Origin of the sequence: Caballeronia sp. GAFFF2 (genome assembly GCF_023631485.1) — a bacterium.
GTDB lineage: Bacteria > Pseudomonadota > Gammaproteobacteria > Burkholderiales > Burkholderiaceae > Caballeronia.
Window position 1 is genome coordinate 133,082 of record NZ_JALQDA010000009.1, and the last position, 25,207, is coordinate 158,288.

The window sequence follows — 25,207 nt, forward strand, 5'->3', positions numbered from 1 at the left end:
CTGCCAAGGATGAGTGAATCTTTTTTGATTGCGATAAAACTGAGAATGGAAATCCTTCTCGATACCGCTTCTCCAAAACAAAAGAGCCGGACGCGCGGTCCGGCTCTTCATTGGCCGCGATCCGTGCGGCCTCGATCGATCAGACCGTCGCGACGGGAATCTTGCCGATCTTCGCCTGCCATTCGGCGGGACCCGTTTTGTGTACCGACGTGCCTTGCGAATCGACGGAGACCGTCACCGGCATGTCCCGCACGTCGAATTCGTAGATGGCTTCCATGCCGAGGTCTTCGAACGCCAGCACCTTCGCTTCGCGGATGGCTTTGGAGACGAGATATGCCGCGCCGCCCACGGCCATCAGATACGCCGCGTTGTGCTTCTTGATGGCCTCGATGGCGACAGGCCCGCGTTCGGCCTTGCCGATCATCGAGATGAGGCCGGTTTGCGCGAGCATCATCTCCGTGAACTTGTCCATGCGCGTGGCCGTGGTCGGGCCGGCGGGACCGACGGCTTCGTCGCGCACCGGGTCGACCGGGCCGACGTAATAGATCACGCGGTTGGTGAAATCGACCGGAAGTTTTTCGCCCTTGGCGAGCATGTCGGCAATGCGCTTGTGCGCCGCGTCGCGGCCCGTGAGCATCTTGCCCGACAAGAGCAACGTCTGGCCCGGCTTCCAGGAAGCCACTTCTTCCGGCGTCAGTGTGTTCAGATCGACGCGCTTGCTGGTTTCCGTATTCGGCGCCCAGGTCACGTCCGGCCACGCGTCGAGCGGCGGCGCTTCGAGCTTCGCCGCGCCCGAGCCGTCGAGCGTGAAGTGAGCGTGACGCGTGGCCGCGCAGTTCGGAATGATCGCGATGGGCTTGGACGCCGCGTGCGTCGGCGCCGCCATGATCTTCACGTCGAGCACGGTGGCAAGCCCGCCCAAACCTTGCGCGCCGATACCAAGCGCATTCACCTTCTCGTGCAGTTCCACGCGCAGTTCTTCGATCCAGTCCCGCGGTCCGCGCGCGATGACGTCCTGAATGTCGATGGGGTCCATGAGCGATTCCTTGGCCATCAGCATCGCCTTTTCCGCCGTGCCGCCGATGCCGATACCGAGCATGCCTGGCGGACACCAGCCCGCGCCCATCGTCGGCACGGTCTTGATGATCCAGTCGACGATGGAATCCGACGGGTTCAGCATCGCGAACTTAGACTTGTTTTCCGAGCCGCCGCCCTTGGCCGCGACCTGCACGTCGACCTTGTCGCCCGGCACGATCTCGTAGTGGATCACGGCGGGCGTGTTGTCCTTCGTGTTCTTGCGCGCGCCTTCGGGCGGGCTCACGATGGACGCGCGCAGCACGTTGTCCGGGTTCAGGTAACCGCGGCGCACGCCTTCGTTGATCATGTCGGTGACGCTCATCGTCGCGCCGTCCCAACGCACGTCCATGCCAACTTTGACGAACACGGTCACGATGCCCGTGTCCTGGCAGATCGGACGCTTGCCTTCCGCGCACATGCGGCTATTGGTCAGGATTTGCGCGATGGCGTCCTTCGCAGCCGGGCTTTCCTCCAGCTCGTAGGCGCGGCCAAGCGCCTGAATGTAGTCGAGCGGATGGTAATAGCTGATGTATTGCAGCGAGTCGGCAATACTCTGGATCAGGTCTTCCTGCTTGATGACGGTCATGGCTTGGGCTTTTCGGGGACGAATATATTTGTGCGTTCTGATGACGCCTGAGGCTCAGTCGAGCGCGCTTCGGGGCGCGACTTCGCTGTGAAAATGTGCGGGATGCGTATGCGTGGTCAGCTTGTCGACGTACGCCATGATGAGCGCCGAGAACAGGAAGGCCATATGGATGATCACCTGCCACAGCACCGTATGAAACGTATGCTGGTCCGGGTTGATGAAGGTTTTGAGAAGATGGATCGACGAGATGCTGATGAGCGCCATCGAGAGCTTGACCTTCAGCACGCCCGCGTTGACGTGGTCGAGCCATTCGGGCTCGTCGGGATGACCTTCCACGCCCAAACGCGACACGAAGGTTTCGTAGCCGCCGACGATCACCATGATCAGCAGGTTCGAGATCATCACCACGTCGATGAGGCCGAGCACGACCAGCATGATGTTGGTTTCATCGAGCGTCATTGCGTGCGTGACGAGATGCCAGACTTCCTTCAGGAACAGCACGACGTACACGCCTTGCGCGACGATCAAGCCCAGATACAGCGGCACCTGCAGCCAGCGGCTCATGAAGATGATTTTCGGCAGCGCCTTCATCGAGCCGGGTTGGACTTGCGAGTCGGGTGTGTGCTTGGAAGCGGGCATGGGCGGCTTGTCGGTCGGCTGTCGGACGAGGAAAGGGAAGAAGCAATGAACAGGAAACGCGCACGGGCCGGTGACCCGCGCTCAGGAAGCCCGCCATTGTAGCAAGTTGTATGTGACGATCCGCCCGGCTTTCAAAATGCGCACGTGTCGGCGCGACTACTCGGCAACCGATACCGTCGCGCGCGTCTTCATGCTCGCGAGCCCGATGCCCGCGACCACACAGGCGAGTGCGATGCCATGCGCGAAACTCGGCCGCTCCCCGAGAAACGCGATGCCGTAGATCGCGGCGGCAATCGGCAGCACGGCGCAGAACACGCCGGCGAGACTGCCGTCGACATGGCGGATGCCTTTCATCCACAGCCAGAACGAGAAGATGCTCGCCGAGAGTCCATACCAGAGTACGAGCGCCCAGGTGAGCGGTTCGACGCCGCGCCAGTCGAACGCAACAAACGAAGCCGCGCCGAACGGCAGCATCAGCACGAAGCCTATGCCATGCGTATAAGCGCAGATGTCGATGGCCGGCAGCGTTTGCGTCAGACGCCGCGACAGGATCACATAGAGCGACTCGCAGCACACCGCGCCGAGCACCATCAGATTGCCCGTGAGCGAGCCCGCGCTGCCGTCGGCGTAGGCATCGCCACTTTGCGCGACGTTGATGACGAGCACGCCCGCAATCGCAAGCGCGATCGATGCGAACGCGCGTCCGCTCGGCTTCTCCTTGAGAAAGAGCCACGAGAAGAGCGCGACGACAGCCGGAATCGTGCTCGTGATGACGCCCGCCGCGACCGCGCTCGTGCGTGCGACGCCATTCAACATCAGAAGCGTGAAGCCGAATGTGCCGAAGAATGCCTGCAGAAAGAGGTTGATCCATTCGCCGCGCGCGACCTGCCTCATCTTGGGGAGCCGGAAGAGCGGCCAAAGGACCAAGAGGGCGATCACGAAGCGCAGAAGCGCGAAGAGCGGAACGGGAACGGACGCGACGATGGACTTGCCGATACCGACGTTGCTTCCGACGAGCAGCATGGCTGCGATGAGTAAAAAGGCGTAGCGATTCAAGCTGGAATCCGCACTGCGAGTTCAGTTACGATTGTGGGGACGCATTGTAATCGAAGCCGCCGCGACTCCGCGTATACCCCGTGCCTCTTGACCGGCGCGCGTAAGAAGCGGGTAAGTTGAACGGCATATCTTGGAGTACATGCGGGATGGCAGCGCTTTACGAGCGACGCCGTTTCTGCAAAGGAGACAAGGTTTGGCCGGGAACGAAGCACGCTTTCCGGCTTTCGAACTTCATAACATGCGGCACGCGATAGCAACGAAGCGCGCCGCCGGCTTTTGGAATCACCATCAGAGAGGTTGTCGATGTCTGCGATCGAATCGGTTCTTCAGGAAAAACGCGTGTTCCCGCCGTCTGCGAAAGCATCGGCGGGCGCGGCCATCTCCGGCATGGAGGCTTACAAGGCGCTCGTCGCCGAAGCCGAACGCGATTACGAAGGTTTCTGGGCGCGGCTCGCGCGCGAAACGCTGTCATGGCACAAGCCCTTTGCCCGCGTGCTCGACGAATCCAAGGCGCCGTTCTACAAGTGGTTCGAAGACGGCGAGTTGAACGCTTCGTATAACTGTCTGGATCGCCATGTCGAAGCGGGCCGCGGCGGCGACAACGCCATCATCTTCGAAGCCGACGACGGCACGGTCACCAACGTCACGTATCAGGACTTGCTCGACCGCGTATGCCGTCTGGCCAATGCACTCAAAAAGCGCGGCGTGAAGAAGGGCGATCGCGTGGTGATCTATCTGCCGATGTCGGTGGAAGGCGTGGTCGCCATGCAGGCTTGCGTGCGGATCGGCGCGACGCATTCGGTCGTGTTCGGCGGCTTCTCGTCGAAGTCGCTCAACGAACGTCTCGTCGATGTCGGCGCGGTCGCGCTCATCACCGCCGACGAGCAGATGCGCGGCGGCAAGGCGTTGCCGCTCAAGAGCATCGCCGATGAAGCGCTCGCGGCCGGCGGCTGCGAGGCGGTGAAGAACGTCATCGTGTATCGCCGCACGGGCGGCAAGGTGCAATGGACCGAAGGACGCGACTCCTGGCTGCACGACGTAGTCGAGAATGAACCGGCGACGTGCGAGCCGGAATGGGTGAGCGCGGAGCATCCGCTCTTCATTCTGTACACGTCGGGTTCCACGGGCAAGCCGAAGGGCGTCCAGCACAGCACGGCTGGCGTGTTGCTGTGGGCCGCGCAGACCATGAAGTGGACCTTCGACATGAAGCCGGGCGATGTCTTCTGGTGTACGGCGGACATCGGCTGGATCACGGGACATAGTTACATTGCGTACGGGCCGCTCGCCATTGGAGCGACGCAAGTCATGTTCGAAGGCGTGCCCACGTATCCGCACGCGGGCCGTTTCTGGGAGATGATCGCGCGCCACAAGGTCACGATCTTCTACACGGCGCCGACTGCGATCCGCTCGCTCATCAAGGTCTCGGAAGCGGATCAGAAGGTCCATCCGAAGAGTTTCGATTTGTCGAGCCTGCGCATTCTCGGCACCGTCGGCGAGCCGATCAATCCCGAAGCGTGGATGTGGTATCACGAGAACGTGGGCGGCGGGCAGTGTCCTATCGTCGACACCTGGTGGCAGACCGAAACCGGCGGCCACATGATCACGCCGCTGCCGGGCGCGACGCCGCTCGTGCCGGGGTCGTGCACGTTGCCGTTGCCGGGCATCATGGCCGCTATCGTCGATGAAACCGGCCAGGACGTGCCAAACGGACAAGGCGGCATTCTGGTGGTCAAGCGTCCGTGGCCGTCCATGCTGCGCAACGTCTGGGGCGACCCGGACCGCTACAAGTCGAGCTACTTTCCCGAGGAACTCGGCGGCAAGCTGTATCTCGCGGGCGATGGCGCCGTGCGCGACAAGGACACCGGTTATTTCACGATCATGGGCCGTATCGACGACGTGCTGAACGTCTCCGGTCATAGGCTCGGGACGATGGAGATCGAATCGGCGCTGGTTGCGAACCCGATGGTCGCGGAGGCGGCAGTCGTCGGCCGTCCGGACGACACGACCGGTGAAGCCGTCGTGGCGTTCGTCGTGCTCAAGCGCGATCGTCCTGAGGGCGATGAAGCGAAGCAGATTGCCAACGAGCTTCGCAATTGGGTTGGCAAGGAGATCGGACCGATCGCCAAGCCGAAGGACATTCGCTTCGGTGAGAATTTGCCGAAGACGCGTTCGGGCAAGATCATGCGGCGTCTGCTGCGTTCGCTCGCGAAGGGCGAGCAGATTACGCAGGATGTTTCGACGCTCGAGAATCCGGCGATTCTGGATCAGCTCGGCGAGGCGCGTTGATTGACGGTTTGCGATGTGTCGCGCACGTCAAGGCGCGCGCCGCATCGCGTTTAGCTGCATGCCGTGATTGTGGTTTAGCTCGATCGACGAGGGCAGGTACGTGAGCCTCTCCGTCTCCGTGCCATCCCATTCGGTCGTCTCGGCAGCGGACTTGTCCAGCCAGGGCAAACGCAGTCGGATTCGAACTCGATCCGCGTCCGCCCATCCCATCCCGCTGTAGTCCCCGATTGCCGATACCATGCGGTTTTGGTAAATAACCGCATGGTCATGCCGCCGCCCGCCGATTCCGCGCCACCCACGCTTCCCGCTCCGCCGCTCGTGCCGGCGGCAATGGCGCGCGCGCATCGGGCGTATTGGCGCTTCAATATCGCGTTGATCGGCGTGCTGCTCACGATCGGTTTCGTCGTCTCGTTCGGCGTGCCGCTTTTCGCGCAGCGTCTCGCGCACGTGCGCGTCGCGGGCTTTCCGCTGCCGTTCTACTTCGGGGCGCAAGGCGCGATACTCGTCTATGTCGCGTTGATCCTCGTCTATATCGTGCTGATGCAGATTGCCGATGCGCGTCTGTTGCGCGCGGCCGCGTTATCGGCGAGACAAGACGCAATGGACGCGGCCGCGCGATGAAGCTCACGAACCGGCTGATCCTCGCCTACGCGCTCTATACGCTCGGTTTTTTGCTCTTTATCTTTCTGATGGAGCGCATCGAGCGCACGACCGGGCCGGGCATGTGGATAGGCTACGTGTTCCTGTTCGTGCCGATCGCGGTGTATGCGGTCATCGGACTGCTTTCGCGCACGTCCGATCTCGTCGAATACTATGTCGCGGGCCGGCGCGTGCCGTCGGCGTTCAATGGCATGGCGACCGCGGCGGACTGGCTGTCGGCGGCGTCGTTCATCGGACTCGCGGGATCGATCTATGCAAGCGGCTACGACGGCCTCGCCTACGTGATGGGCTGGACCGGCGGCTACTGCCTCGTCGCGTTCCTGCTCGCGCCGTACGTGCGCAAACTCGCGCGCTACACCATTCCCGACTTCCTCGGCACGCGCTTTTCCAGCAACCTCGTGCGCGCGCTCGCGGCCATCGCGGCGATACTCTGCTCGTTCGTCTATCTCGTCGCGCAGATTCAGGGCATCGGGTTGATCGCGTCGCGCTTTATCGGCATCGAGTTTTCCATCGGCATCTTTTGCGGGCTCGCGGGCATTCTCGTGTGCTCCTTTCTGGGCGGCATGCGCGCGGTGACGTGGACGCAGGTCGCGCAGTACATCATTCTGATCAGCGCGATGCTGATTCCCGTGTCGATGATCGCGCATCGCGAAGGCCTAGGCTGGCTGCCGCAACTCAACTATGGCCGCGTGATGGAGCGAGTCGAAGCCCTTGAGCGCGAAGTCGCGGCGTCACCCGACGAAGCGCGCGTGCGGATGAATTATCAGCGTCAGGCGGCGCGAATGCAGCAGCGTATCGACGCGCTGCCGAAGTCGTTCTTCGACGAACACGGCCGTCTCGTCAACGAAGTCGCGGACCTGCGCCGGCATAACGGGCCGCTGCGCGAAATCAACGAGCGCGAGCGCGAACTGGCTTCGTTCCCCCGCGATCCCGCGGATGCGAAAGTCAAGTGGGCGCGCGAACGCGATGCTCTGACCGAGCGCGTCGCGGCTCCGGTTTCGATGGTCGAAGCCTTCGCGCCGGACTCCGCGAGCGATGAGACGCCGCGCTCGCATCAACTCAATTTCTTGTCGCTGCTGCTGTGCCTGTCGATCGGCACGGCCAGTCTGCCGCACATCCTCACGCGCTATAACACGACCACATCGGTGGCATCGGCGCGGCGCTCGGTTGGCTGGACCTTGTTCTTCGTGGCGCTGTTTTATCTGACCGTGCCGGTGCTCGCGGTGCTCATCAAGCACGAGATTCTGACGGGCATTGTCGGCCACCGGTTCGCGGACCTGCCGCAGTGGGTCACGCAATGGCGGCGCGTGGAGCCGTATCTCATCCATATCAGCGATGTGAATGGCGATGGCATCGTGCGTTGGGCGGGAATCCAGATGCAGCCCGACATGGTCGTGCTTGCCGCGCCGGAAATTGCGGGCTTGCCGTACGTGATATCGGGATTAATCGCGGCGGGCGCGCTGGCGGCCGCGCTCTCGACGGCGGATGGCTTGCTGCTGACCATCGCGAATGCGCTTTCGCACGATGTCTATTACTGCATGGTCGATAAGAACGCGACGAGTCAGCGGCGCGTCACCATTTCCAAGATCTTGTTGCTGGGCGTGGCGTTGCTGGCATCGTGGGTGGCGTCGCTCAACACGGGAAATATTCTCTTTTTGGTGGGAGCCGCGTTTTCGCTGGCGGCGTCAAGTTTGTTTCCAGCGCTGGTGCTCGGTGTGTTCTGGAAGCGCACCACGCAGCGCGGCGTGGTCGCCGGGATGATTGCCGGGCTTGTCGTGTGCGTGTATTACATCGTGTCGACGTATCCGTTCTTCGTGCAACTGACCGGCTTCGCTGGGCATCGCTGGCTTGGCATCGAGCCGATCAGTTCTGGCGTCTTCGGTGTGCCGGCCGGTTTTGCGGTGGCGATCGTCGGGAGTCTTCTCGACCGGAAGCCGGATGCTTACACGCGCGCGCTCGTCGATTACATTCGACATCCGTAGGGGGTGGCGGGGCGGCGGGAAGTTGGTATAATCGCGGTCTTCCGGAGAGATGGATGAGCGGTTTAAGTCGCACGCCTGGAAAGCGTGTATAGGGTAAAACCTATCGGGGGTTCGAATCCCCCTCTCTCCGCCAGGATTTCAAGCCCTTGATTGTTCAAGGGCTTTTTTCTTTTCCAGCCGTAATTTTCGCCTTGCTCTTAGGCGATTCTCCTCACGATAACGTCCGCGTTCCAGACGTTTCCCCAAGCGATGCACTTCACGCAACGCAAGCGATCGCCATTTCTCACGCGCGATCCAACCGAATACTCATCCGCGGGGAAAAGCCGCACTCCTAAGCGTACGTCCTTGAAAAATTTAGTCAAATTCGCATCACTCGATGCTGGAAAGACTAACCATCGACGGTACTCCGCGCTAAGGTTCACGCGCTGCAACTCCCTATCAACACAAGGAATTGAAACATGAGCATCTTCGGTGACATCGTCAACAAGATTTTCCACAAGGCAAAGCCCGCCGAGCAAGCGCCCGCAGTCGAAGCGCAACCGGTCCCGGCTGATGTCGCACAAGCCGACGCGGCGCCGGCTCCTGCAGCACTGTCCGACATCGACGTGGCCGCCGTCATGGACAGCTTGGCGCGCGAAAGCGGCCAGACGCTCAACTGGCGCGTATCGATCGTCGATCTGATGAAGCTTCTGCAAGTAGACAGCAGCCTCGACCATCGCAAGCAGTTGGCCGCAGAGCTGAAGTACAGCGGTGACACTAACGACTCGGCGACGATGAACATCTGGTTGCACAAGCAACTGATGCAGGCATTGGCTGCCAATGGCGGCAAGCTGCCGTCGGATATGCTCGCTTAAACGCAAGCAAAAGACAGTCAGCAGAACAAGCCCGCTATTGGAGTCATTTCCGATAGCGGGCTTTCTTTTTGGACAGACACGGGGAAAAGGGGGCGCCGTAAGAACGACGGCTACGGCGGCAAGGCCAGGCCTCTAATAATGCTCGATTGAATCGCGCACATGGCAGGGCGGGGCCAACCGTGTATCCATCTCTTACGACATCCAAAAGAATAGTCGATCCTGCTCCGGTGTCGATATCGGATTATTCGTGTTTCTGCAAACGTTTCATCGCCAAGTTGCCGAAGAAACGTACGCTCCGTGCTTACCGTTGCCGCGGCGCAGTCGCGAAAGCCTCGATCGGATCGCGCGACGCGGCCGCTTTTTCCTCGCGTTTCCTGGCTGATGACTCCGGTCGCGCGAACGCGGCGATGGGATCGGACTGGTTTGCGGTATCGACGTGTTGCGACGTATCCGCCACTTTTCGTGTTGGTGACACCGTCTTCGCCACGTGTTGCGGCGTGCTTTGTCGCGCGCCCGCCGTATTGCTAACCCATTCTTCGCTGTAGGTCGCGAAGGCCGACGATGCACAGGTCAACGCCAGCAATCCGAATGAAACAATAAGAGCGCTAAGTGTTCGCATGATTTCGTGATTGTTTTCCAATTGGCGGATGCACCATGACGCTGCCTGGTACGTGGACATGGGCGCGTAACGGTTGAAATCGTTGCAGTGAGAAGCCCCGCGCGTGCGGGGCTGTGAGTCGCTCGACTCGATACCGCGTGCTTTTGCTCGCGGTCAAGTCGCTTAGTGAGCGATCATTGCTTGCGCAGCCTGCTCTGCGTCGAAATGCAATGCGGCGTTTGCCGCCTGTTCCTGCGCCATGAATTCACGCGCCGTCTGAACGCCCTTTTCAAAGGACGCGCGAGCCGTGTGCTCTTCGAGCGCGGCGATCAACGGCATCTGTTCTTCTGCGACGGAGTGGAGCAGGCTCAGGATGTCGCGACGCATGGTTTCCGGATACGAGCAAAAGTGTTCGAAGCCGCCCGGCGCTGCGACGATATTGACAAGCGATGACAGCAGGCGCGCACGATTGGCGCAATGCTCGCCGATAGCCATGGAGTGGGAAGTGGTGACGCGGCCGTTGGAGTCGACGGAAACTTGCAGGTCCTTCATTATTGTGAGCCTCTTTATGGTTTGTAGGAGGTATGCATTTAAGCGACTCACGCTGCAAAAAACCTTCGGACATTTCTTAATCGTTGTGACGGAGACGATAATTAACGTTTGGTAGGTCCGATGGCGACCACGCCAGACCGTTCGCGAGTGTCGCGCCCAAGCCGCCAACAGTTATGGACGCTTTGTCCAGAAACGCGCGTGTCAGCGCGCCGCATGAATACGCGGCGCGCGGTTCTTTGTCACGCACGACTACTGCTTCATCGTCCCAGTAGAATTCGCGCCCTTTGCGGGCGCCTGCGTCGCATCGGGCGCCATGCCCTTCTCGCGCTGTTGCATGAGCGTGCCGCTTCCCGCTGTGCCCGACGGCACGCCGCCCTGGGCCGAGTCGTTCATGTTCTTGCCCGGCGAGACGCCAGGTTGCACCTGCTGCATTTGGGAAGGACGCTGATTCAACTGATCGCGCGACATCTCCTGCGCCAGCGTGGCGGTGCTGACTAAGGCGATGAGAGCGCCGGCAATCAATGCGGTAGATTTCATGTTTGTCTCCTTGAAGTCCGGCGCGAGCGGTGCGCCGTGTGCCGACTTCATAAGCATCGCGCGTGCCGCGTCGAAACGGCGGCTTTCTTGTCTTAAATCATTCGCAAAGACTAGGATTTATGGACGGGCAAAAGCCGCTGTTGGTTCGTTACAATTCGTGGTCCAGAAGATCTGGAACGGATCGAAATCCGTTTCAATCAACAGAATGTTACGGAGTTTTCCATGTCGATTTCCCTGAACGAATTAATGGCATGGAGCGCACGCATGCCCGATCCATCGAGCGAAGAAGCGCGAATGCTTCAGACCATGATTGCGCGCCGCGATAGCGAATTGCGCTTGCGCATTGCCGATCTCATCTCGAAAATAAGTGAGCGTGAGAATTGGCGCTTGCATGTGTGCGCCGCGACTGCGCGACGTGTCGAGCAAACGCCTGCCGATGGTCTGGAAGCGGTTTATCAGTTTTTCGTCGGCCGAAACGAAGGCACCATCCGTGCCGATATACCAGCGCCCGAGCCGCTTCCGGAACCGCCGGTGAATACGCCGGTTGCCGTCGAAAACGTCAGTCGTCTGTCCGCGTCCACGCACGCTGCACCACCTTCGCTGGTACATGGCGTTGCGCCCATCGAACATTTGTATCGCCACATGTCCACGCTTGAGGCCAGCGTCGCCAAGACGCCCGGCATTACATGTGGCGTACAGGGCATTCGAATCATGCGCATGGTTGCTTTAATGTCCAAGGCACGGTCCGCGCAATTAGCCAAGCTGCGCATGAGTGGAACTCAGGCAATCTACCGCCATATGTGATTAGCGTCGCCGGAAGAGTCACGGCGTTTCACGGAATTGCATTCACGGAAACGTCACGAGTCACTCCTACGAGATACATGAGAAGCCTTGGCCTTTTCAAGGCGTCGATTGAATCTACCGACGCCTCGGCTATACTAAGTTTTCCGCAGTTCAATCGTATTGAAGATTAAAGCGTCACTGAGCGATGCATATTAGTGGCGTTTCAATCTTCAAGCTCGCAATTCATCGCGAAGCAATTTCAAGTCGCGAACTTCGAATACGGATCGCGTGACATCTGGCGATCGGAGCGAGGGGCAGCCGGGGAGTCAATGTGAAGAGTCTGCTCAGCAGAAGAGGCACCTTACTCGATAATGCGCCATCGTTTCTCTTACGGCCAAAAGCGCCTGATTCCTTTCGAATGCACGCCCCTCAGCCGCATGACGATGACGATGACACTGGTGCCGAGCCGCCTACCGTCGCCACACCCGCTGCGCAGGCAACGCGCGTTACGCCTCTTCGGCCGATAGGCGCATCGGCGCAGCAAGTCAATTCGCAAGCGTTGCAGGCTGCTCAAATAGCAGAAGTCGAATGGCTGATTCAGCAATCATCGTTATCGACGTTTCGCGCTTTTCAAAGTTTTGCGTTTTCGACCACTCTTCTGTTTTACCCGCGTGACCTGACGTACTATTCGGTACTTTTCCACGACGACGCTGTGTGGCGAGTCCTGAAAGCAGAAGATGCCGATGCCGCTGAAGCCGCGTTCCGTCACTTCGTCGAGCAAGCCATGCGACTCGCCGAAGCCGAAATGCGGCGCGCATACCTGGAAGCACAGAACGAACAGTACACACGGTTGATTGCAGAATCCGAAGCGCAAGTCGAGCGTGTGCGGGTCGATCTGCAGCGTGGCAATAGTCAGGATCAGCAAGTCGCAGCCAGGCAGCAGGAAATACGTCGCGAGCTTGCCCAACTAGAAGGCCGGCGAGTCTCGGCACAGGTGCAGCTCAGCAAGCTTCAACGTCAGCTTCATCAACTCGAAACGACCTGCAACGAAGTTGTCCCGCACCTTCCGTCGCGTCGTTGAGTTGTTCCATAGTGGGGCAAAAAAAGAGTGCTGGCGGCAATAAGCTAAAATGGCGGTTTTGGCGGCTAGCTAATTTTTTCGGCATACTCGCCGCCGTATCGCGAAATGTAGGTGCTCAGCCCGCGTCCAGTGCTAGCTAGCCGTTTCATTTTCTCGACTGTCGTACGCCCCGGCGTGCAATAGTCGTATAAATAGGTCCCGCCGTTGACGAAGCGTATTTTTATGCCGTCGTGCAGGATTTCGAAAGCCGCAATGCCCGATTTGCCCGAAAGATTTGCATAAGGCTGCATGAGTAGTTTCCCGCATGCTGGATCTGGCGCGGCCGTGTGGCCGTGTAATGCGAGTCCGACAGCGCGCGTGATCCTAAAGTATTGCCGGCGTCAGCCGATATCGATTTCATGCAACCGCCGCGGCCGGGGCCGACAGAGTGTCATGGATAAAGATCAGATACCGTTTCTGGATTCGAGCGATCCACACTTCGAACACGCTCGTGCGTTAAGCCTGTCGGTCGGAGCCATCCGGCGTGCGCAAGGCAAATGCAATCCCAACGACTTCCCCGTGGGCTCGCTCGAATGGCATTTCGCTATCGAAGACTTCGCCGGCGACGTCCTGAAGGCGCTGATGGGCGAGACCGAAGGCGTCGACGTTCAAGTCGGCGAGCGCCGCCGCGACTAGGCGGCTCGCCGAAATCCGTTCACCCGTCAGAGCTTGACGCCGCCCGCCTCGGGCGCGTCGACGCCGGATGGCGGGATCGCGCCCGTCGGACTCACATCGTCCGGCCGCGTCTCTTTGGTCCAATAAGGCTCTCGTCCGTAGTGCTGATGCACCGTGGTCGCCCAGACGCGGTCGGCCATAGAAGGCCACGCATCCTTGTCGAAACCGGGCGAGCTGCGCACTTCCTCGGCAGTCGCGGTTAGCCGAAAGCAGCGATTGTCGGTATCCAGCGTCAGCGCGCTCCAGGGAATGGCCAGCAGTTTGTTGCCAATGCCAAGAAAGCCCCCGCTCGACAGCACCGCATACGCAATACGTCCGCTGCTCACATCCAGCATGATTTCCTTCAGCGAGCCGACGTCGTGACCGTCGCTCGACAACACCGAATTTCCATCGAGCGTACTGGCGGCCATCACGTCCGGGCCAGGTCCGGCGGCGGTCGCGGCGCCTTTGCCTATGATCGTCGCGCCGCCCGAGGCGGGTTCCATCGGTTGGTTCATGATTCGCTCCTTACGCGTGAAAAACGTTGCGCGGTGTCGGTTTTCAAGGGTGCATGAGCCGCTCTTTTTCTTCAACTAAGCAGCAACGTTCGTTCCCATCGATGCCTGTTTGAATGTGCGCTAATGGCGTCTGCTAAGCTCGGGCTTCTTTTTCCCCGATGCCTCCTTAGTCCATGATCGATGTCGAGGAACTGCTTGCGGTTGCCTATAAGAAGGAACGTGAACGGAGCCGCCGGCTGTCCAAAGGCGCTTCGTTGTCCGAGCACGAAGCGCTCATCAGGACGATGGCGAAAGTCGCCGGTTCGCAAAGCCTCGCCGATTTGATCGCGACGCGACGTGCAACGCAGCAGAAGTATGCCGATGCCGTACGAACGCGCGAGGCCGAGCGTGCGAGCCGCGCGAACCGAAAACCCGTGGTCACCGATGCGCCCGCCTGGCGCGGCTGGTTCGACGGCTCCGCGCTGCCGAATCCGGGGCGCGTCGGCATTGGCGCGGTATTGCAGAGCCCGCAAGGCGAGGTCGTCGAAATCAGCGCGGAAGCGGGACGCGGCGACAGCAGCGTTGCCGAATATCGCGCGCTCATCGCGCTATTGGAAGCCGCCTTGCGCGAAGGCGCGACGGAGATCGCGATTCACGGCGACAGCCGCGTCGTGATCGACGATATGCACGCCAGCGAAGGCGCGGGCATTCGCTCCCTGACTCATTTTGCGCGCGAGGCGCGGGCGCTCATCGCCCGGATCGGCGCGGTCCGCCTCACGTGGATTCCGCGCGAACGGAATGCGAGCGCGGACGTGCTGTCGCGTCGGGCGCTCGACGGAGCGTCGATTCAAATGGACACGCACGACGCTCAGCCGAGCTCGCGCACGTCCGCTATGGCCGCGTTGCCGAACGCATCGCTCAACAAGTAGGCGATCAGCTTCTCGGACGATTGCCGCGGCGTCGCGAGCTGACCGTCGCGCTTGAGGGCATCGAAACGTTCCCGCAGCGGAAAGCGTTCGAGTCCGGTCGAGCGGATTTCAGCCTGCATGTCCGTATCGACGACACCCGGCGCGACGCTGCAAATGCGCAGCGTGCGATCCCCGGCTTGCTCCGAATCCAGTGCGACCGCGCGCGCGTGATGATCGAGCGCGGCCTTGGTCGCGCAGTACACGCTCCAACCGGGATAGGCGTTGCGCGCCGCGCCGCTCGAAATATGCGCAATGCGTTTGTCCGCGACGTGCGCAGCCTGTGCGGCGAAGGCTGCGGCGAACATCAGCGGAGCGGCAACGTTGACGCTGACCGCGCGCGCGATGGTCGCGGCGTTCTGATCCGCGAGCGCGCCGATCGGTGCCAGCATGCCCGCATTGTTGACGAGGAGCGCCTGGTCCGCGTCGCCGATGAACGTGCGCAATGCGTCGCCTTCCAGCCAGCGGCCGAGGGCATCCAAGTCGGTCAAATCCAGTTCCACCTCTTCGAGCTTGCCGGAATAGCGCGCGGCGAGCGCGGCGTTTGTGTTGCGCGAGAGGGCGAGAAGTCGAATGTCTCGCGCGAGCAGCGTTTCGGCGAGCGCCGCGCCAAGGCCGCGCGTGTGGCCCGTCACGATTGCGATGGTGTTTTTCGACATGGGGCGTATTCCGGTTGTCCGTGAGCGCCTCGATTCTAGCGGCAAGCAACACGGGTCGCTGACTATGCTGAAGAGGGCGAAATCCGCAACCTCAATAAAGCAGAAAAAAGCGCGTTCGTTGGTTCAAGGTCACAGAGGGCTTTGCTGACGCTTTTCGACCTGACAACCTCGATTGCAGAATCGACAATCGCTCTCAGAACCAAAACGAACTATCGGAGCTCTTTATGCCAATCCGTCCGCGAAACTGCCGTGATACTTCTTCGGCCGTCGATGCTGGCCTCACGCCATCGAGCGCGCTGTTCGGCGTCCAGGCGGCGGTGGCAACCATCATCGCAGTCGTCGGGACGCCGTCGGCGGCCTGGGCGCAAAGTTCGGTGCAGCTCTATGGCGAAATCGACACCGGCGTGGCCTATGTCAGCAACGTGGGCGGGAAGTCGCAGTATCGGCTGACGAGCGGCACGATCGATGGCAGCTATTGGGGGCTGCAAGGCTCGGAGGACCTCGGCGGCGGCGCGCGCGCCATCTTCCGGCTGGAGCGCGGGTTCTCGTCGGTATCGGGAGAGGGCTTGAACGATCATCCGATGTACGTCGGACTCGGCACCGACACGCTCGGCACGGTGACGTTCGGGCATCAATACGATTCTATCCACGATTACCTCGCGCCATTCACGTTGACAGGTGGCACTGGCGGCACCGCGTTCGCCCATTTGCTCGATAACGACAACGCCAACAATTCGTACCTTGCCGCGAATTCCGTGAAGTACACGAGCGCTTCCTATGGCGGCCTGAGCTTCGGCGGGTTGTACGCGTTCTCTAATGCCGCCGGCCGGTTTGCGGAGAATCGCGCGTACAGCATCGGCGCGAACTATTCGCTCGGGTCGTTCAGCGCGGGCGCTGCCTATCTGCATAACAACGGACGCGGCGACACCACGAGCGGCGCGTACGACGCATTGGCGCTTCCCGGCGCGGCCAGCACGGTCTACTCGGCGAACGTTCAGCAGCAGAATACTTTCGGCGTGGGCGCAAACTATGAACTCGGTGCGGTCACGCTGGGCGGCGCCTTTTCACGCACCGTCAATTCTGGCGTAACCGATGCCGACACCGGCAACGTCATGCCATCGCTCGGGCTGAACAACTACGAGATCAACGGCATTTACAAGCTCACGCAGTCCATTGCGATAGCGGGCATGTATGTTTATACCAGCGGCGGCGGTGCGCACTGGCATGAGGGCGCGCTGCAGGTGGATTATCTGCTGTCGAAACGCACCGATGTTTATCTCGAATCGATTTACCAGAGATCATCGTCGCAGGCGCCAGCGGTGGTTTATGGCAATGATCCGTCGAGCGGCCGAAATCAGTTGATGTTCACGACGGGAATACGTCATCGTTTTTAAATGTGGTGCTGCACATTTTCACGTAATTCGAACGATTATTACGCTCGTAATTGCGATGCTGTTTATCGCATCGCAAAGTCTCGTTGCCCAAAGATTCATGGCGATATGCGCAATTCAAATTGCAGCGGTTGTCGTGCAGCGCGAGATTGGCAAGAGAATTCCGTGCGATCCGCCGTTGGTCTGCCATGCAATACCGGCGCGTCGGATTTTTGTCGACATCCGCTGCGGCGACTCGCGCAATAGCCTGTTTCTCAATTTCCCCAAGATCCACATCGCGGATTTGCGATAATCACCCATTTTCCCGCTCGAACTCGCCTTACAGTTATTTGACTTTTTCCTGATCACCCTTTGAAGCGACGTTTCTCGCGCCGCTGATTCGCCCATCGTTGTTCAAGGATTTATCGATGATTACTCGCCCGCCCGGCACGTCTGAGACGCGCTCGTTCACCACGGTTTTTTTGATCGAGATGTGGGAGCGTTTTGGTTATTACGGCATGGCTGCGTTGCTCGTACTGTTCATGATTGACAAGATCGGTTTCGCCGACGAGCACGCCAATCTCACATGGGGCGCATTTACCGCGCTGGTTTTCTCCGCGCCGTCCATAGGCGGCTGGATTGGCGATAAAGTGCTCGGCGCGCGGCGCACGATGACGCTTGGCGCAATCGTGCTTGCACTCGGTTATTTCATGCTGGCACTGCCATACGACGCGCTCGGGTTCATGTATGCGTCGCTTGGCGTGATCGTCGTCGGTAATGGGCTTTTCAAGTCGAATGCGGCGAATCTCGTGCGACGTATTTACGAAGGCGATATCGCACGTATCGACAGTGCGTTCACCATTTACTACATGGCGGTGAATATCGGCTCGACCTTTTCGATGCTCGCCACGCCGTGGATCAAAGATCACTGGGGCTGGCACGCGGCCTTTGCGGTGTGCTGCGGCGGCATGCTGCTCGGACTTCTGAATTTTGCGCTGATGCGACGCACGCTCGCGCATATCGGCTCGGCGCCCGACGAAGCGCCTTTGAACTGGAGGCGTTTGTTCGCGGTCATCGGCGGCGGCGTCATGTTGGCGCTGGCAACGGTGTTCATCCTGCAGCACAAGGCCGTGGCCGTGACGTGCGTGTATGGCGCGGGCGTCGCGATTCTCGCGATCTTCGGCTACATGCTGAGCGTGTGCGATCGTAGCGAGCGCGCGGGACTCGTCGCCGCGCTGATCCTCGTGTTTCAGGTCATCCTGTTCTTCGTGTTCTATCAGCAGATGTCGACGTCGCTCACGCTGTTCGCCCTGCGCAATGTCGATCCTTCGTTCTCCATTGCAGGCCGGCATCTCTTCAGTTGGAGCGCGGCGCAGTTTCAGGCGCTCAATCCGATCTGGATCATGCTGCTGAGTCCTATGCTCGCGCTGGCCTATACACGCCTCGGGCGTAGCGGCCGCGACATTTCCGTTGCGGCGAAGTACGCCCTTGGCTTTGTCGTCGTGGCGATTGGCTTTTTCGTCTTCGGATTGAGCGGGCGCTACGCGGTGGAAGGGCGCGTGTCGTCGTGGTTCATGGTGGCGGGGTACGGACTCTACTCGCTCGGCGAGTTGCTGGTGTCGGGCCTTGGTCTCGCGATGATCGCGCGTTACGTGCCGGCACGCATGAGCGGCTTCATGATGGGCGCGTATTTCGTGGCGACGGGCGTGTCGCAGTATCTTGGCAGCTTGGTCGCCAATCTGGCGCGCATGCCGAACGGCAGTCTCGATGCGGTGCAGTCGTTGCCGCTTTATACGCATCTATTCTTCGGACTGGGATGGCTTGCGACGGCCGGCGCGGCCATCGCATTCATCTTGCTGCCGTTGCTCAATAAGCTTTCGCGGGAGCACCATCGAGCGTTGCATTCTGGCGAAGAAACGCACGCAAGCGAAACACTTCTGCGTGTTTCATCGACTTGATGAAAACTCCGTTTGACGTAGCGAGCAAATTGCGCCTATAATTCAATTCTTCAGACGCGGGGTGGAGCAGTCTGGCAGCTCGTCGGGCTCATAACCCGAAGGTCGTAGGTTCAAATCCTACCCCCGCAACCAAGTTTCAAAGCAAAGAGCCCGGTTAAAGCCGGGCTCTTTGCTTTTGTGCGTTTGTTTGGCTTTTGTGCGCCGTTATCCTGATTGCAAGGCAAAACCAAAACACAATTCCGCGTCGAAAAATTCATCCCCGACAAGCACGAAAAGCCTGCATGAGAATTCACTCATGCAGGCTTTGTGCATTCTTGCCAGCCGTTGTCCGAAGGACGCACGTCGAGTGCGCGTACCACCCGCGAGCTTTCGCACCGATGACCAGACGGCCACTCAAGAGCGAAACCGCGACTAATCAGACTCAGGCTATGACCGGCTATCGGGCCGCTGTACCAGACAACTCAAACGACTCCAAACAGCTTTGATGCAGGCGAGGGCTCAAGCCCCACGTCGATCAATAGAATTTCTTCGGCAATTGCGCGCGACGGATCTGCTTGCGCAGGCGAGCGACAGCAGCAGCTTTCTTGCGCTTGCGCTCGGTGGTCGGCTTTTCATACGCCATGCGCGACTTGAGTTCTTGAATCAGGCCCGTGCGCTCGACGGTACGGCGAAAACGGCGCATGGCGACGTCGAAAGGCTCATTCTCTTTCAGCAGTACTTTTGTCATTGAATTCTCGGTTGATCTGGCCCTGCCAGAATTTAGGGCAAAGCGCAATTGTACACTTTTTGAGAGCCGGCCTGCATCCTCTTTCCACTCGGACATGCTTGGTGGCGACTCGGGATATTCATCGTAGGTCGTTGAATCGAGACGACAATCCCGGAATACCCGGGTTCGCGGAGTCAGAATCCGCGCGAGCGTGAAGGGCGCGGCGAAGGCACCATCTCACGCGCTTCGGGCTGCTCGATCACCACATCCGACGTCGCAAGCGCCACGCACGGCAGAACCCAGCGTTCGGCTTTTTCTTCCGCAGTCAGCCCTGGCCACTCTATTCGATACCGCACGTCGCCTTCGATCAGGCGGCACATGCACGCGCGGCACGTGCCGTTACGGCAGGAACTCGGCAGCGCCACGCGTGCCTTTTGCGCGGCTTCGAGCAGCGAGACGTTTTCATCGACCGGGACGACGAACCCGGCCGGCTCGACGCGCATTACGAACGCGCTCAAGTGCGCACCTCGACATTCGCGCGGCCATGGGTGAGGTCGCGCAATTCGGCGGCAGCGGGTTCGCGTGCGACGGCCGCCATCTTGACGACGAGCCGCACGCGCATGCCGTAGGCGCTTTCCACGAGTTCGGCGGCGTTCTGTTCGATCCAGCGTCGCACGCGCGCTTCATCGGCGTAATCGATGTCGATCTCGACGACTCCTTGCTCGATGCGCTCCACACGCTCGGCCAGTTGCATGGCGCTGGCGATGGCATCGGTGTAGGCGCGCACGAGCCCGCCCGTGCCGAGCTTGATGCCGCCGTAGTAGCGCACGACGGCGGCGAGCACGCCATCGACTTCGTGATGGCGCAGCACTTCGAGAATCGGGCGGCCTGCCGTACCAGATGGCTCGCCGTCGTCGGACATGCCCGACTGGCCGCCCGCCAAGAGCGCCCAGCAGACATGCGTCGCCGATGGGTGCTCCGCGCGCAGCCGTTCGAGTTCGCGCATGGCCGCGTCGCGGTCGGCGACGGGAATCGCGAGCGCGATGAAGCGGCTTTTGCGGATATCGATTTCAGCGCTGACGGCGGAGGCGAGTGTGTAGGTCGGCAAGGCGTGCTCAACTCTTCCCGTCGATGACCGGCGCCGACGCATCGAGCGCACGTTGCATCAGCACGGAATCGACCCATCGGCCATGCTTGAAGCCGACATCGCGCAGCACGCCCACATGTCCGAAGCCGAGACGCGTATGCAACGCAATCGACGCCGCGTTGCCGCTGTTGCCGATGACCGCGACCATCTGACGCCAGGGCCCGGCCTCGCATCTGTCGATCAGCGCGCTGAGAAGCGTGTAGCCGAGACCGCGGCCATGAAAGCCCTCGGCGATATAGATGGAGTCTTCGATCGTATGCCGATACGCCGAGCGCGCCCGATAAGCCGACGCATAGGCATATCCGGCCACTTCGCCATCGATCTCGGCGACGAGATAAGGCAAGCCCGCAGCCACGATGGCCGCCTGACGCGAACGCATCTCATCGGGCGATGGCGGGACTTCCTCGAAGGTGGCGAGCGCATGGTCGACGTAATGCGCATAGATGCGCGCGATGGCGTCGAAATCGCCGGATGCGGCGTCGCGAATAATCGGCGCGGTGGCGCTCTGTGCGTTCATCGTCGTTTCTGGAGCAAAAGTGATAGGCGGATTCTCGCACGACCGGCCGAGGCAAAAAAAGGGCCTGCGGGCCGTGCGCCAACCCACCAAGCCGGCGACTTATAGGTTAAAGAAAGCGTTGAACCGGGCGGGCGCTGCCCCCTACACTTAGTCGTCTGTCCGGGACGGCGGACGGCGCCGCCCTGCGCGCGCCCCGCCGAGTCGAGCATCCGAACGAAAAACGCGCTCAAAGCGCGTGCGGCGTAAGACCAGTATCACCCAACGCGCCGCGGACCATAACATGCAATGAACAAATTCCAACGTGGGGCGCTGGCGGCGCTTCTGATCGTCATCGTGGTGACTGCGGCGCTCGCACCGGCGGGCATCGGCTTTTTATTGGCGGAGCGCAGCCGCCGGCAGGAGCGAGTCGAATTGCTGAACACCGCCGCCGCCGCCGCGCTGTTTCGGGCGGAAGACGTGACGCGCCGCCTGTCGGGCGCGCTCGGCGAAATCGGCAAGGTGAGCGCCACGCCATGCTCGACGATCTATCTCCACGAACTCAGGCGCATCGCGCTGACACATACCCAAGTGCGCGATGCGGGCGCCTACGATCACGACGGCCGCTGGCAATGCTCGTCGCTTCTGGGCGCGGTGTCGGCGGGCACGCTCGAAGGGCTCACGCTACCGGCTCCGGACTGGCGTTCGCGCGACGGCGTGAGCGCCTGGTATGCGCTCTCGCGTTTGCCGGGCGGCAAGGAGTCGCTCGTCATGGGCCGCGACGGTTTCTACGTCGCCGCCGATCCTTCGCTTTATCTCGATGGTCGCGACAACGCGAGCGCGCCCGCGAGTCTCGCGGTCATCAACACCGAAGCGAGCCGCGTGATCGCGCGCACGCCCGCCACCGATACCGCCGCCATCCTCGCCGTTTATCGCACACCATCGCCCGGGCCTGACTGCGCGTCGTGGGTCGTGCGCCGGTCCGTGTCGCTGCCGCTCGCGGTGGTCGTGAGCGCGCCGCATCAGACCTTCAGGCAGCGTGTCTCCACCTTGCCGTGGGGATGGCTGCTTGGCGGCATGGGCGCGGGTCTCGCGTGCGCGGCCTGGGCCGCATGGTTCATCGTGAGAAGGCTCTCGCCGCGCGGTCAGTTGAGCGACGCGGTGCGGCGGCATCAGTTCATCGTCGCGTATCAGCCTATCGTCGATCTCACCACGCGGCGTTGCGTCGGCGCGGAAGCACTCGTGCGCTGGAAGCATCATGACCGGATCGTGCGGCCGGATCACTTCATTCCGCTCGCGGAGCATGGCGGGCTGATCCAGGCCATCACCGATCAGGTGCTCGACACCGTGCTCTTCGAACTCGGCGAGTTTCTCAAGCGCTATCGCGATTACTACGTGTCCGTGAATCTGTCCGTGCCGGATCTCACGACGCACCGTTTTCTCGACGTGCTGCGCCCGGCGGTGGCGCGGGTCGGCGTGCGGCCGCAGCAGATTCGCATCGAAGCGACCGAGCGCAGTTTCCTCGATGCCGCCGCCGCGAAGGAAGTCATCAGCGCGTTCCGCGATGCGGGGCACGCGGTCTATCTCGACGACTTCGGCACCGGTTATTCGAGCCTGTCGCACTTGCAGAATTTTCGCGTGGATGGCCTGAAGATCGACAAATCGTTCGTCGATACCATCGGTCAGGACGCGGCATCGAGCAGCGTGGCCTCGCATATCGTCGACATGGCCGAGACGCTCGACGTGCAGGTGATCGCCGAGGGCATCGAGCGCGAGGAACAGGCGGCGTATCTGCAAGCGCGGGGCGCGAAGTTCGGTCAGGGCTGGCTCTTCTCGCCGCCGCTCTCGGCTGCCGAGTTCATCCGCTACGCAAGCAGGACGCGCGGACACTGAGCGGGTTGGAATCGCCGGTATCGTCCTCATCTGGTGGGCTGACCTCAAGGAGCCACGACCATGAACGACCAGACAGCAAGCGCTTTTCTTCGCGATGTCCGTCATCCGCTGCTCACGCTTCATCGCAGCGTGCTCGCGCACATGCGCGCGCGCCACGAGGCCGAGTTCGGCGCGGTGTCGCCCGGCGAGTTCCTGCAGATCGTGATCAACGGTTCGGCTTATAAATGGCTCTCGCCCTTGTCGGCCGTGATCGCCGCCATCGACGACGTCCTCGACGACCGTGAAGCCACGCCCGAGGCGCGCATCGAGCACGCGAAAGCGGTGGCCGCGATGTTCCGCGCCGAAACTCGCGACGCCGCCTTCGCCGAACGTTTCCTGCCGCTGCTGCAGGAAAGCGCCGATATCGCGGTGGCCAACGGCCAGGTCGCGCAACTCGTGCGCGCGCTGCCAGCGGATTGAACGCGACGCGGCCACGATAGGTCATCGTCTGGACGCCGACGCGTCTATCGAAAATGCGACCTGAAAGCGCGATTTTTCAACCTCATGCGTGCGTGGGTTCCGATCCGCGCTCGCGTACGCAGCGGCGTCTCGACTGCCTTCACACACGGATGCTGCATCGCAATACAAGCCAGCTTGCGCTTTGAGCGATTATTTTTAGCTTGCGAGGATCGCCGCCAATCGAAGAACAAATTGGAGGCGCTCCTTGTCTTTACACGGTTTCGGTCCGCTCCTATGGGCGGGCGCCAGGGAAACGCTCGCGCTCGCGGTGCTGTCGCTTCTCGTGGCGGTGCTGCTCGGACTTGCGGGCGCGACGGCCAAGTTGTCGCGGCATGGGGCGCTGCGCGCTATCGCCACCGCCTACACGACACTCATCCGCTCCGTTCCCGATCTCGTCCTCATGCTGCTCTTGTTCTACAGCATTCAGATCGCGATCAATCGCGTCACCGATGCCTTCGGCTGGGACCAGTTCGACATGGACCCCTTCACGGCCGGCGTGCTGACGCTCGGGTTCATCTACGGCGCGTACTTCACCGAGACCTTTCGCGGCGCGTTCCTCGCCGTGCCGCGCGGCCAGCTCGAAGCGGGTAGCGCCTACGGCATGAGCGGCATGCGCGTGTTCGGCCGCATTCTTTTTCCGCAGATGATGCGCTTTGCGTTACCGGGCATCGGCAACAACTGGCAGGTGCTGGTGAAGGCGACCGCGCTCGTGTCGATCATCGGGCTCGCGGATGTCGTCAAGGCGGCGCAGGATGCGGGCAAGAGCACCTTCGACATGTTCTTCTTCATCCTCGTCGCGGCGCTGATCTATCTCGCGATCACGAGCGCTTCGAATCTGGTGCTGATGGCGCTGGAACGCCGCTATTCCATTGGCGTGCGGCACGCCGAACTTTGACCACTCACGCTCGCCATGATCCAGATCCTTGCCGAATACTGGCGCCCGTTCCTGTACTCCGACGGCATGCGCGCGTCGGGTCTCGTCGTCACGTTGTGGCTGCTGGCGGCATCGATCGCGACGGGCTTTTGCGCCGCCGTGCCGCTCGCCTGCGCGCGCGTGTCGAAGCGCCGCTGGCTCTCGACGCCCGTGCGTCTCTACACCTACGTGTTTCGCGGCACGCCGCTCTACGTGCAGTTGCTGCTGCTCTACACGGGCATGTACAGCCTCGAATTCGTGCGCTCGCAGTCGCTTCTCGAAGCGTTCTTCAAAAGCGGCTTCAATTGCGCGATCCTCGCCTTCGCGCTCAATACCTGCGCCTACACGACCGAGATCTTCGCGGGCGCGATTCGCGCGATTCCGCACGGCGAAGTGGAAGCGGCGCGCGCCTACGGCATGAGCGGCTTCACGATGTATCGCCGCGTAATCTTGCCATCCGCGCTGCGCCGCGCCTTGCCTTTGTACAGCAACGAGGTGATCCTGATGCTGCATGCCACGACGGTCGCGTTCACCGCCACCGTGCCCGACGTCCTGAAGGTCGCGCGAGACGCCAACTCCGCCACGTATCAGTCGTTCGAATCGTTCGGCATTGCGGCGCTGTTGTATCTCGCGATTTCGTTCGCGCTCGTGGCCGCGTTCCGGCGCGCGGAGCGGCGCTGGCTCGGCTATTTGAGACCGGCGAGCCGTTGACGAGCGGTAAAAT

Annotated in this window: 26 protein-coding genes and 2 tRNA genes; 16 read left to right on the forward strand and 12 right to left on the reverse strand. The window is 61.1% G+C overall.

Annotated features, from left to right (window positions below; translation table 11 throughout):
- Positions 1-139: 139 nt before the first annotated feature.
- From NCT04_RS05980 to NCT04_RS05990, 3 genes are all read right to left on the reverse strand, one after another.
- Entirely contained in the window at positions 140-1,663 is a 1,524-nt protein-coding gene (locus NCT04_RS05980) for a fumarate hydratase (RefSeq protein WP_250464361.1), read from the reverse strand.
- A gap of 54 nt (positions 1,664-1,717) precedes the next feature.
- Complete coding sequence (locus NCT04_RS05985; RefSeq protein ID WP_404989359.1) at positions 1,718-2,254, reverse strand: TIGR00645 family protein; 537 nt, start codon at positions 2,252-2,254, stop codon at positions 1,718-1,720.
- A gap of 204 nt (positions 2,255-2,458) precedes the next feature.
- Positions 2,459-3,358: a DMT family transporter gene (locus NCT04_RS05990; protein WP_250464365.1), complete on the reverse strand. Its 900-nt coding sequence runs from the start codon at positions 3,356-3,358 to the stop codon at positions 2,459-2,461.
- Between the two features lie 303 nt (positions 3,359-3,661).
- On the opposite strand from NCT04_RS05990, the gene acs reads away from it, so the two are divergent.
- From acs to NCT04_RS06015, 5 genes are all read left to right on the forward strand, one after another.
- A complete protein-coding gene (gene acs / locus NCT04_RS05995) occupies positions 3,662-5,644 on the forward strand; it encodes an acetate--CoA ligase (RefSeq protein ID WP_250464367.1) in 1,983 nt (660 codons plus the stop codon).
- A gap of 261 nt (positions 5,645-5,905) precedes the next feature.
- Entirely contained in the window at positions 5,906-6,265 is a 360-nt protein-coding gene (locus NCT04_RS06000; RefSeq protein ID WP_409014931.1) for a DUF4212 domain-containing protein, read from the forward strand.
- Positions 6,262-8,286 (forward strand): sodium:solute symporter family protein, encoded by a 2,025-nt coding sequence (locus NCT04_RS06005; protein ID WP_250464369.1) that lies wholly within the window; start codon positions 6,262-6,264, stop codon positions 8,284-8,286. The genes NCT04_RS06000 and NCT04_RS06005 overlap by 4 nt, the downstream gene beginning before the upstream one ends.
- Positions 8,287-8,329: 43 nt before the next feature.
- Positions 8,330-8,419: transfer RNA gene (locus NCT04_RS06010), tRNA-Ser, on the forward strand.
- Between the two features lie 325 nt (positions 8,420-8,744).
- Positions 8,745-9,140, forward strand: coding sequence for a DUF3597 domain-containing protein (locus tag NCT04_RS06015; RefSeq protein ID WP_244827639.1), 396 nt, complete (start codon positions 8,745-8,747; stop codon positions 9,138-9,140).
- A gap of 781 nt (positions 9,141-9,921) precedes the next feature.
- On the opposite strand, the gene NCT04_RS06020 is transcribed toward NCT04_RS06015, so the two are convergent.
- Together NCT04_RS06020 and NCT04_RS06025 are read right to left on the reverse strand one after the other, a co-directional pair.
- On the reverse strand, positions 9,922-10,341 hold the full coding sequence (locus NCT04_RS06020) for a hypothetical protein (RefSeq protein ID WP_250464370.1): 420 nt from the start codon (positions 10,339-10,341) through the stop codon (positions 9,922-9,924).
- Between the two features lie 198 nt (positions 10,342-10,539).
- Complete coding sequence (locus tag NCT04_RS06025) at positions 10,540-10,827, reverse strand: hypothetical protein (protein ID WP_250464371.1); 288 nt, start codon at positions 10,825-10,827, stop codon at positions 10,540-10,542.
- Between the two features lie 336 nt (positions 10,828-11,163).
- Between NCT04_RS06025 and NCT04_RS06030 the strand changes: the two genes are divergently transcribed.
- Entirely contained in the window at positions 11,164-11,631 is a 468-nt protein-coding gene (locus NCT04_RS06030; protein WP_250464372.1) for a hypothetical protein, read from the forward strand.
- A gap of 310 nt (positions 11,632-11,941) precedes the next feature.
- Positions 11,942-12,691, forward strand: a complete 750-nt coding sequence (locus tag NCT04_RS06035) for a DUF2968 domain-containing protein (RefSeq protein WP_250464373.1) — start codon at positions 11,942-11,944, stop codon at positions 12,689-12,691.
- A 65-nt stretch (positions 12,692-12,756) separates the two neighbouring features.
- Here NCT04_RS06035 and NCT04_RS06040 read toward each other — a convergent pair whose 3' ends face one another.
- Complete coding sequence (locus NCT04_RS06040; protein ID WP_244827645.1) at positions 12,757-12,981, reverse strand: hypothetical protein; 225 nt, start codon at positions 12,979-12,981, stop codon at positions 12,757-12,759.
- Positions 12,982-13,123: 142 nt separating this feature from the next.
- Between NCT04_RS06040 and NCT04_RS06045 the strand changes: the two genes are divergently transcribed.
- Positions 13,124-13,366: a hypothetical protein gene (locus NCT04_RS06045; RefSeq protein ID WP_250464374.1), complete on the forward strand. Its 243-nt coding sequence runs from the start codon at positions 13,124-13,126 to the stop codon at positions 13,364-13,366.
- A 26-nt stretch (positions 13,367-13,392) separates the two neighbouring features.
- On the opposite strand, the gene NCT04_RS06050 is transcribed toward NCT04_RS06045, so the two are convergent.
- Positions 13,393-13,902, reverse strand: a complete 510-nt coding sequence (locus tag NCT04_RS06050; protein WP_250464375.1) for a PRC-barrel domain-containing protein — start codon at positions 13,900-13,902, stop codon at positions 13,393-13,395.
- 173 nt (positions 13,903-14,075) lie between these two features.
- Here NCT04_RS06050 and NCT04_RS06055 point away from each other — a divergent pair, with 173 nt between their 5' ends.
- Entirely contained in the window at positions 14,076-14,810 is a 735-nt protein-coding gene (locus NCT04_RS06055) for a ribonuclease HI family protein (RefSeq protein ID WP_250464376.1), read from the forward strand.
- Here the strand turns inward: NCT04_RS06055 and NCT04_RS06060 are convergent.
- Complete coding sequence (locus NCT04_RS06060) at positions 14,750-15,505, reverse strand: SDR family oxidoreductase (RefSeq protein WP_250464377.1); 756 nt, start codon at positions 15,503-15,505, stop codon at positions 14,750-14,752. The two genes, NCT04_RS06055 and NCT04_RS06060, sit on opposite strands and share 61 nt — an antisense overlap.
- A gap of 224 nt (positions 15,506-15,729) precedes the next feature.
- Here NCT04_RS06060 and NCT04_RS06065 point away from each other — a divergent pair, with 224 nt between their 5' ends.
- From NCT04_RS06065 to NCT04_RS06075, 3 genes are all read left to right on the forward strand, one after another.
- Positions 15,730-16,899: a porin gene (locus NCT04_RS06065; protein WP_250464378.1), complete on the forward strand. Its 1,170-nt coding sequence runs from the start codon at positions 15,730-15,732 to the stop codon at positions 16,897-16,899.
- A 404-nt stretch (positions 16,900-17,303) separates the two neighbouring features.
- Positions 17,304-18,833 carry a peptide MFS transporter gene (locus NCT04_RS06070; RefSeq protein WP_250464379.1) on the forward strand — a complete coding sequence of 510 codons (1,530 nt, stop codon included), beginning with the start codon at positions 17,304-17,306 and terminating at the stop codon, positions 18,831-18,833.
- A gap of 55 nt (positions 18,834-18,888) precedes the next feature.
- Positions 18,889-18,965, forward strand: a tRNA-Met gene (locus tag NCT04_RS06075).
- A gap of 382 nt (positions 18,966-19,347) precedes the next feature.
- On the opposite strand, the gene rpsU is transcribed toward NCT04_RS06075, so the two are convergent.
- From rpsU to NCT04_RS06095, 4 genes are all read right to left on the reverse strand, one after another.
- Complete coding sequence (gene rpsU, locus NCT04_RS06080; RefSeq protein ID WP_006999077.1) at positions 19,348-19,560, reverse strand: 30S ribosomal protein S21; 213 nt, start codon at positions 19,558-19,560, stop codon at positions 19,348-19,350.
- Positions 19,561-19,733: 173 nt separating this feature from the next.
- Positions 19,734-20,042: a 2Fe-2S iron-sulfur cluster-binding protein gene (locus NCT04_RS06085; protein WP_250464686.1), complete on the reverse strand. Its 309-nt coding sequence runs from the start codon at positions 20,040-20,042 to the stop codon at positions 19,734-19,736.
- 11 nt (positions 20,043-20,053) lie between these two features.
- Complete coding sequence (locus tag NCT04_RS06090) at positions 20,054-20,647, reverse strand: IMPACT family protein (protein ID WP_250464380.1); 594 nt, start codon at positions 20,645-20,647, stop codon at positions 20,054-20,056.
- A gap of 7 nt (positions 20,648-20,654) precedes the next feature.
- Positions 20,655-21,203 carry a GNAT family N-acetyltransferase gene (locus NCT04_RS06095; protein ID WP_250464381.1) on the reverse strand — a complete coding sequence of 183 codons (549 nt, stop codon included), beginning with the start codon at positions 21,201-21,203 and terminating at the stop codon, positions 20,655-20,657.
- Positions 21,204-21,488: 285 nt separating this feature from the next.
- Between NCT04_RS06095 and NCT04_RS06100 the strand changes: the two genes are divergently transcribed.
- The 4 genes from NCT04_RS06100 (at position 21,489) to NCT04_RS06115 (ending at position 25,194) form a co-directional block, all read left to right on the forward strand.
- Complete coding sequence (locus NCT04_RS06100) at positions 21,489-23,072, forward strand: EAL domain-containing protein (protein WP_244827661.1); 1,584 nt, start codon at positions 21,489-21,491, stop codon at positions 23,070-23,072.
- A 60-nt stretch (positions 23,073-23,132) separates the two neighbouring features.
- Positions 23,133-23,531 carry a hypothetical protein gene (locus tag NCT04_RS06105; RefSeq protein WP_244827662.1) on the forward strand — a complete coding sequence of 133 codons (399 nt, stop codon included), beginning with the start codon at positions 23,133-23,135 and terminating at the stop codon, positions 23,529-23,531.
- A 244-nt stretch (positions 23,532-23,775) separates the two neighbouring features.
- Positions 23,776-24,465, forward strand: coding sequence for an ABC transporter permease (locus tag NCT04_RS06110; RefSeq protein WP_244827663.1), 690 nt, complete (start codon positions 23,776-23,778; stop codon positions 24,463-24,465).
- Positions 24,466-24,480: 15 nt separating this feature from the next.
- A complete protein-coding gene (locus tag NCT04_RS06115; protein ID WP_250464382.1) occupies positions 24,481-25,194 on the forward strand; it encodes an ABC transporter permease in 714 nt (237 codons plus the stop codon).
- The last annotated feature ends 13 nt before the right edge of the window (positions 25,195-25,207 follow it).

Coding starts and splice junctions, on each gene's coding strand:
- NCT04_RS05980 (WP_250464361.1), bottom strand. CDS start 1,663: ATGACCGTCATCAAGCAGGAAGACCTGATCCAGAGTATTGCCGACTCG.
- rpsU (WP_006999077.1), bottom strand. CDS start 19,560: ATGACAAAAGTACTGCTGAAAGAGAATGAGCCTTTCGACGTCGCCATG.
- NCT04_RS06040 (WP_244827645.1), bottom strand. CDS start 12,981: ATGCAGCCTTATGCAAATCTTTCGGGCAAATCGGGCATTGCGGCTTTC.
- NCT04_RS06060 (WP_250464377.1), bottom strand. CDS start 15,505: ATGTCGAAAAACACCATCGCAATCGTGACGGGCCACACGCGCGGCCTT.
- NCT04_RS06070 (WP_250464379.1), top strand. CDS start 17,304: ATGATTACTCGCCCGCCCGGCACGTCTGAGACGCGCTCGTTCACCACG.
- NCT04_RS06005 (WP_250464369.1), top strand. CDS start 6,262: ATGAAGCTCACGAACCGGCTGATCCTCGCCTACGCGCTCTATACGCTC.
- acs (WP_250464367.1), top strand. CDS start 3,662: ATGTCTGCGATCGAATCGGTTCTTCAGGAAAAACGCGTGTTCCCGCCG.
- NCT04_RS06085 (WP_250464686.1), bottom strand. CDS start 20,042: ATGCGCGTCGAGCCGGCCGGGTTCGTCGTCCCGGTCGATGAAAACGTC.
- NCT04_RS06115 (WP_250464382.1), top strand. CDS start 24,481: ATGATCCAGATCCTTGCCGAATACTGGCGCCCGTTCCTGTACTCCGAC.
- NCT04_RS06045 (WP_250464374.1), top strand. CDS start 13,124: ATGGATAAAGATCAGATACCGTTTCTGGATTCGAGCGATCCACACTTC.
- NCT04_RS06105 (WP_244827662.1), top strand. CDS start 23,133: ATGAACGACCAGACAGCAAGCGCTTTTCTTCGCGATGTCCGTCATCCG.
- NCT04_RS06095 (WP_250464381.1), bottom strand. CDS start 21,203: ATGAACGCACAGAGCGCCACCGCGCCGATTATTCGCGACGCCGCATCC.
- NCT04_RS06100 (WP_244827661.1), top strand. CDS start 21,489: ATGAACAAATTCCAACGTGGGGCGCTGGCGGCGCTTCTGATCGTCATC.
- NCT04_RS06055 (WP_250464376.1), top strand. CDS start 14,076: ATGATCGATGTCGAGGAACTGCTTGCGGTTGCCTATAAGAAGGAACGT.
- NCT04_RS06025 (WP_250464371.1), bottom strand. CDS start 10,827: ATGAAATCTACCGCATTGATTGCCGGCGCTCTCATCGCCTTAGTCAGC.
- NCT04_RS06000 (WP_409014931.1), top strand. CDS start 5,906: ATGGTCATGCCGCCGCCCGCCGATTCCGCGCCACCCACGCTTCCCGCT.
- NCT04_RS06065 (WP_250464378.1), top strand. CDS start 15,730: ATGCCAATCCGTCCGCGAAACTGCCGTGATACTTCTTCGGCCGTCGAT.
- NCT04_RS05985 (WP_404989359.1), bottom strand. CDS start 2,254: ATGAAGGCGCTGCCGAAAATCATCTTCATGAGCCGCTGGCTGCAGGTG.
- NCT04_RS06050 (WP_250464375.1), bottom strand. CDS start 13,902: ATGAACCAACCGATGGAACCCGCCTCGGGCGGCGCGACGATCATAGGC.
- NCT04_RS06015 (WP_244827639.1), top strand. CDS start 8,745: ATGAGCATCTTCGGTGACATCGTCAACAAGATTTTCCACAAGGCAAAG.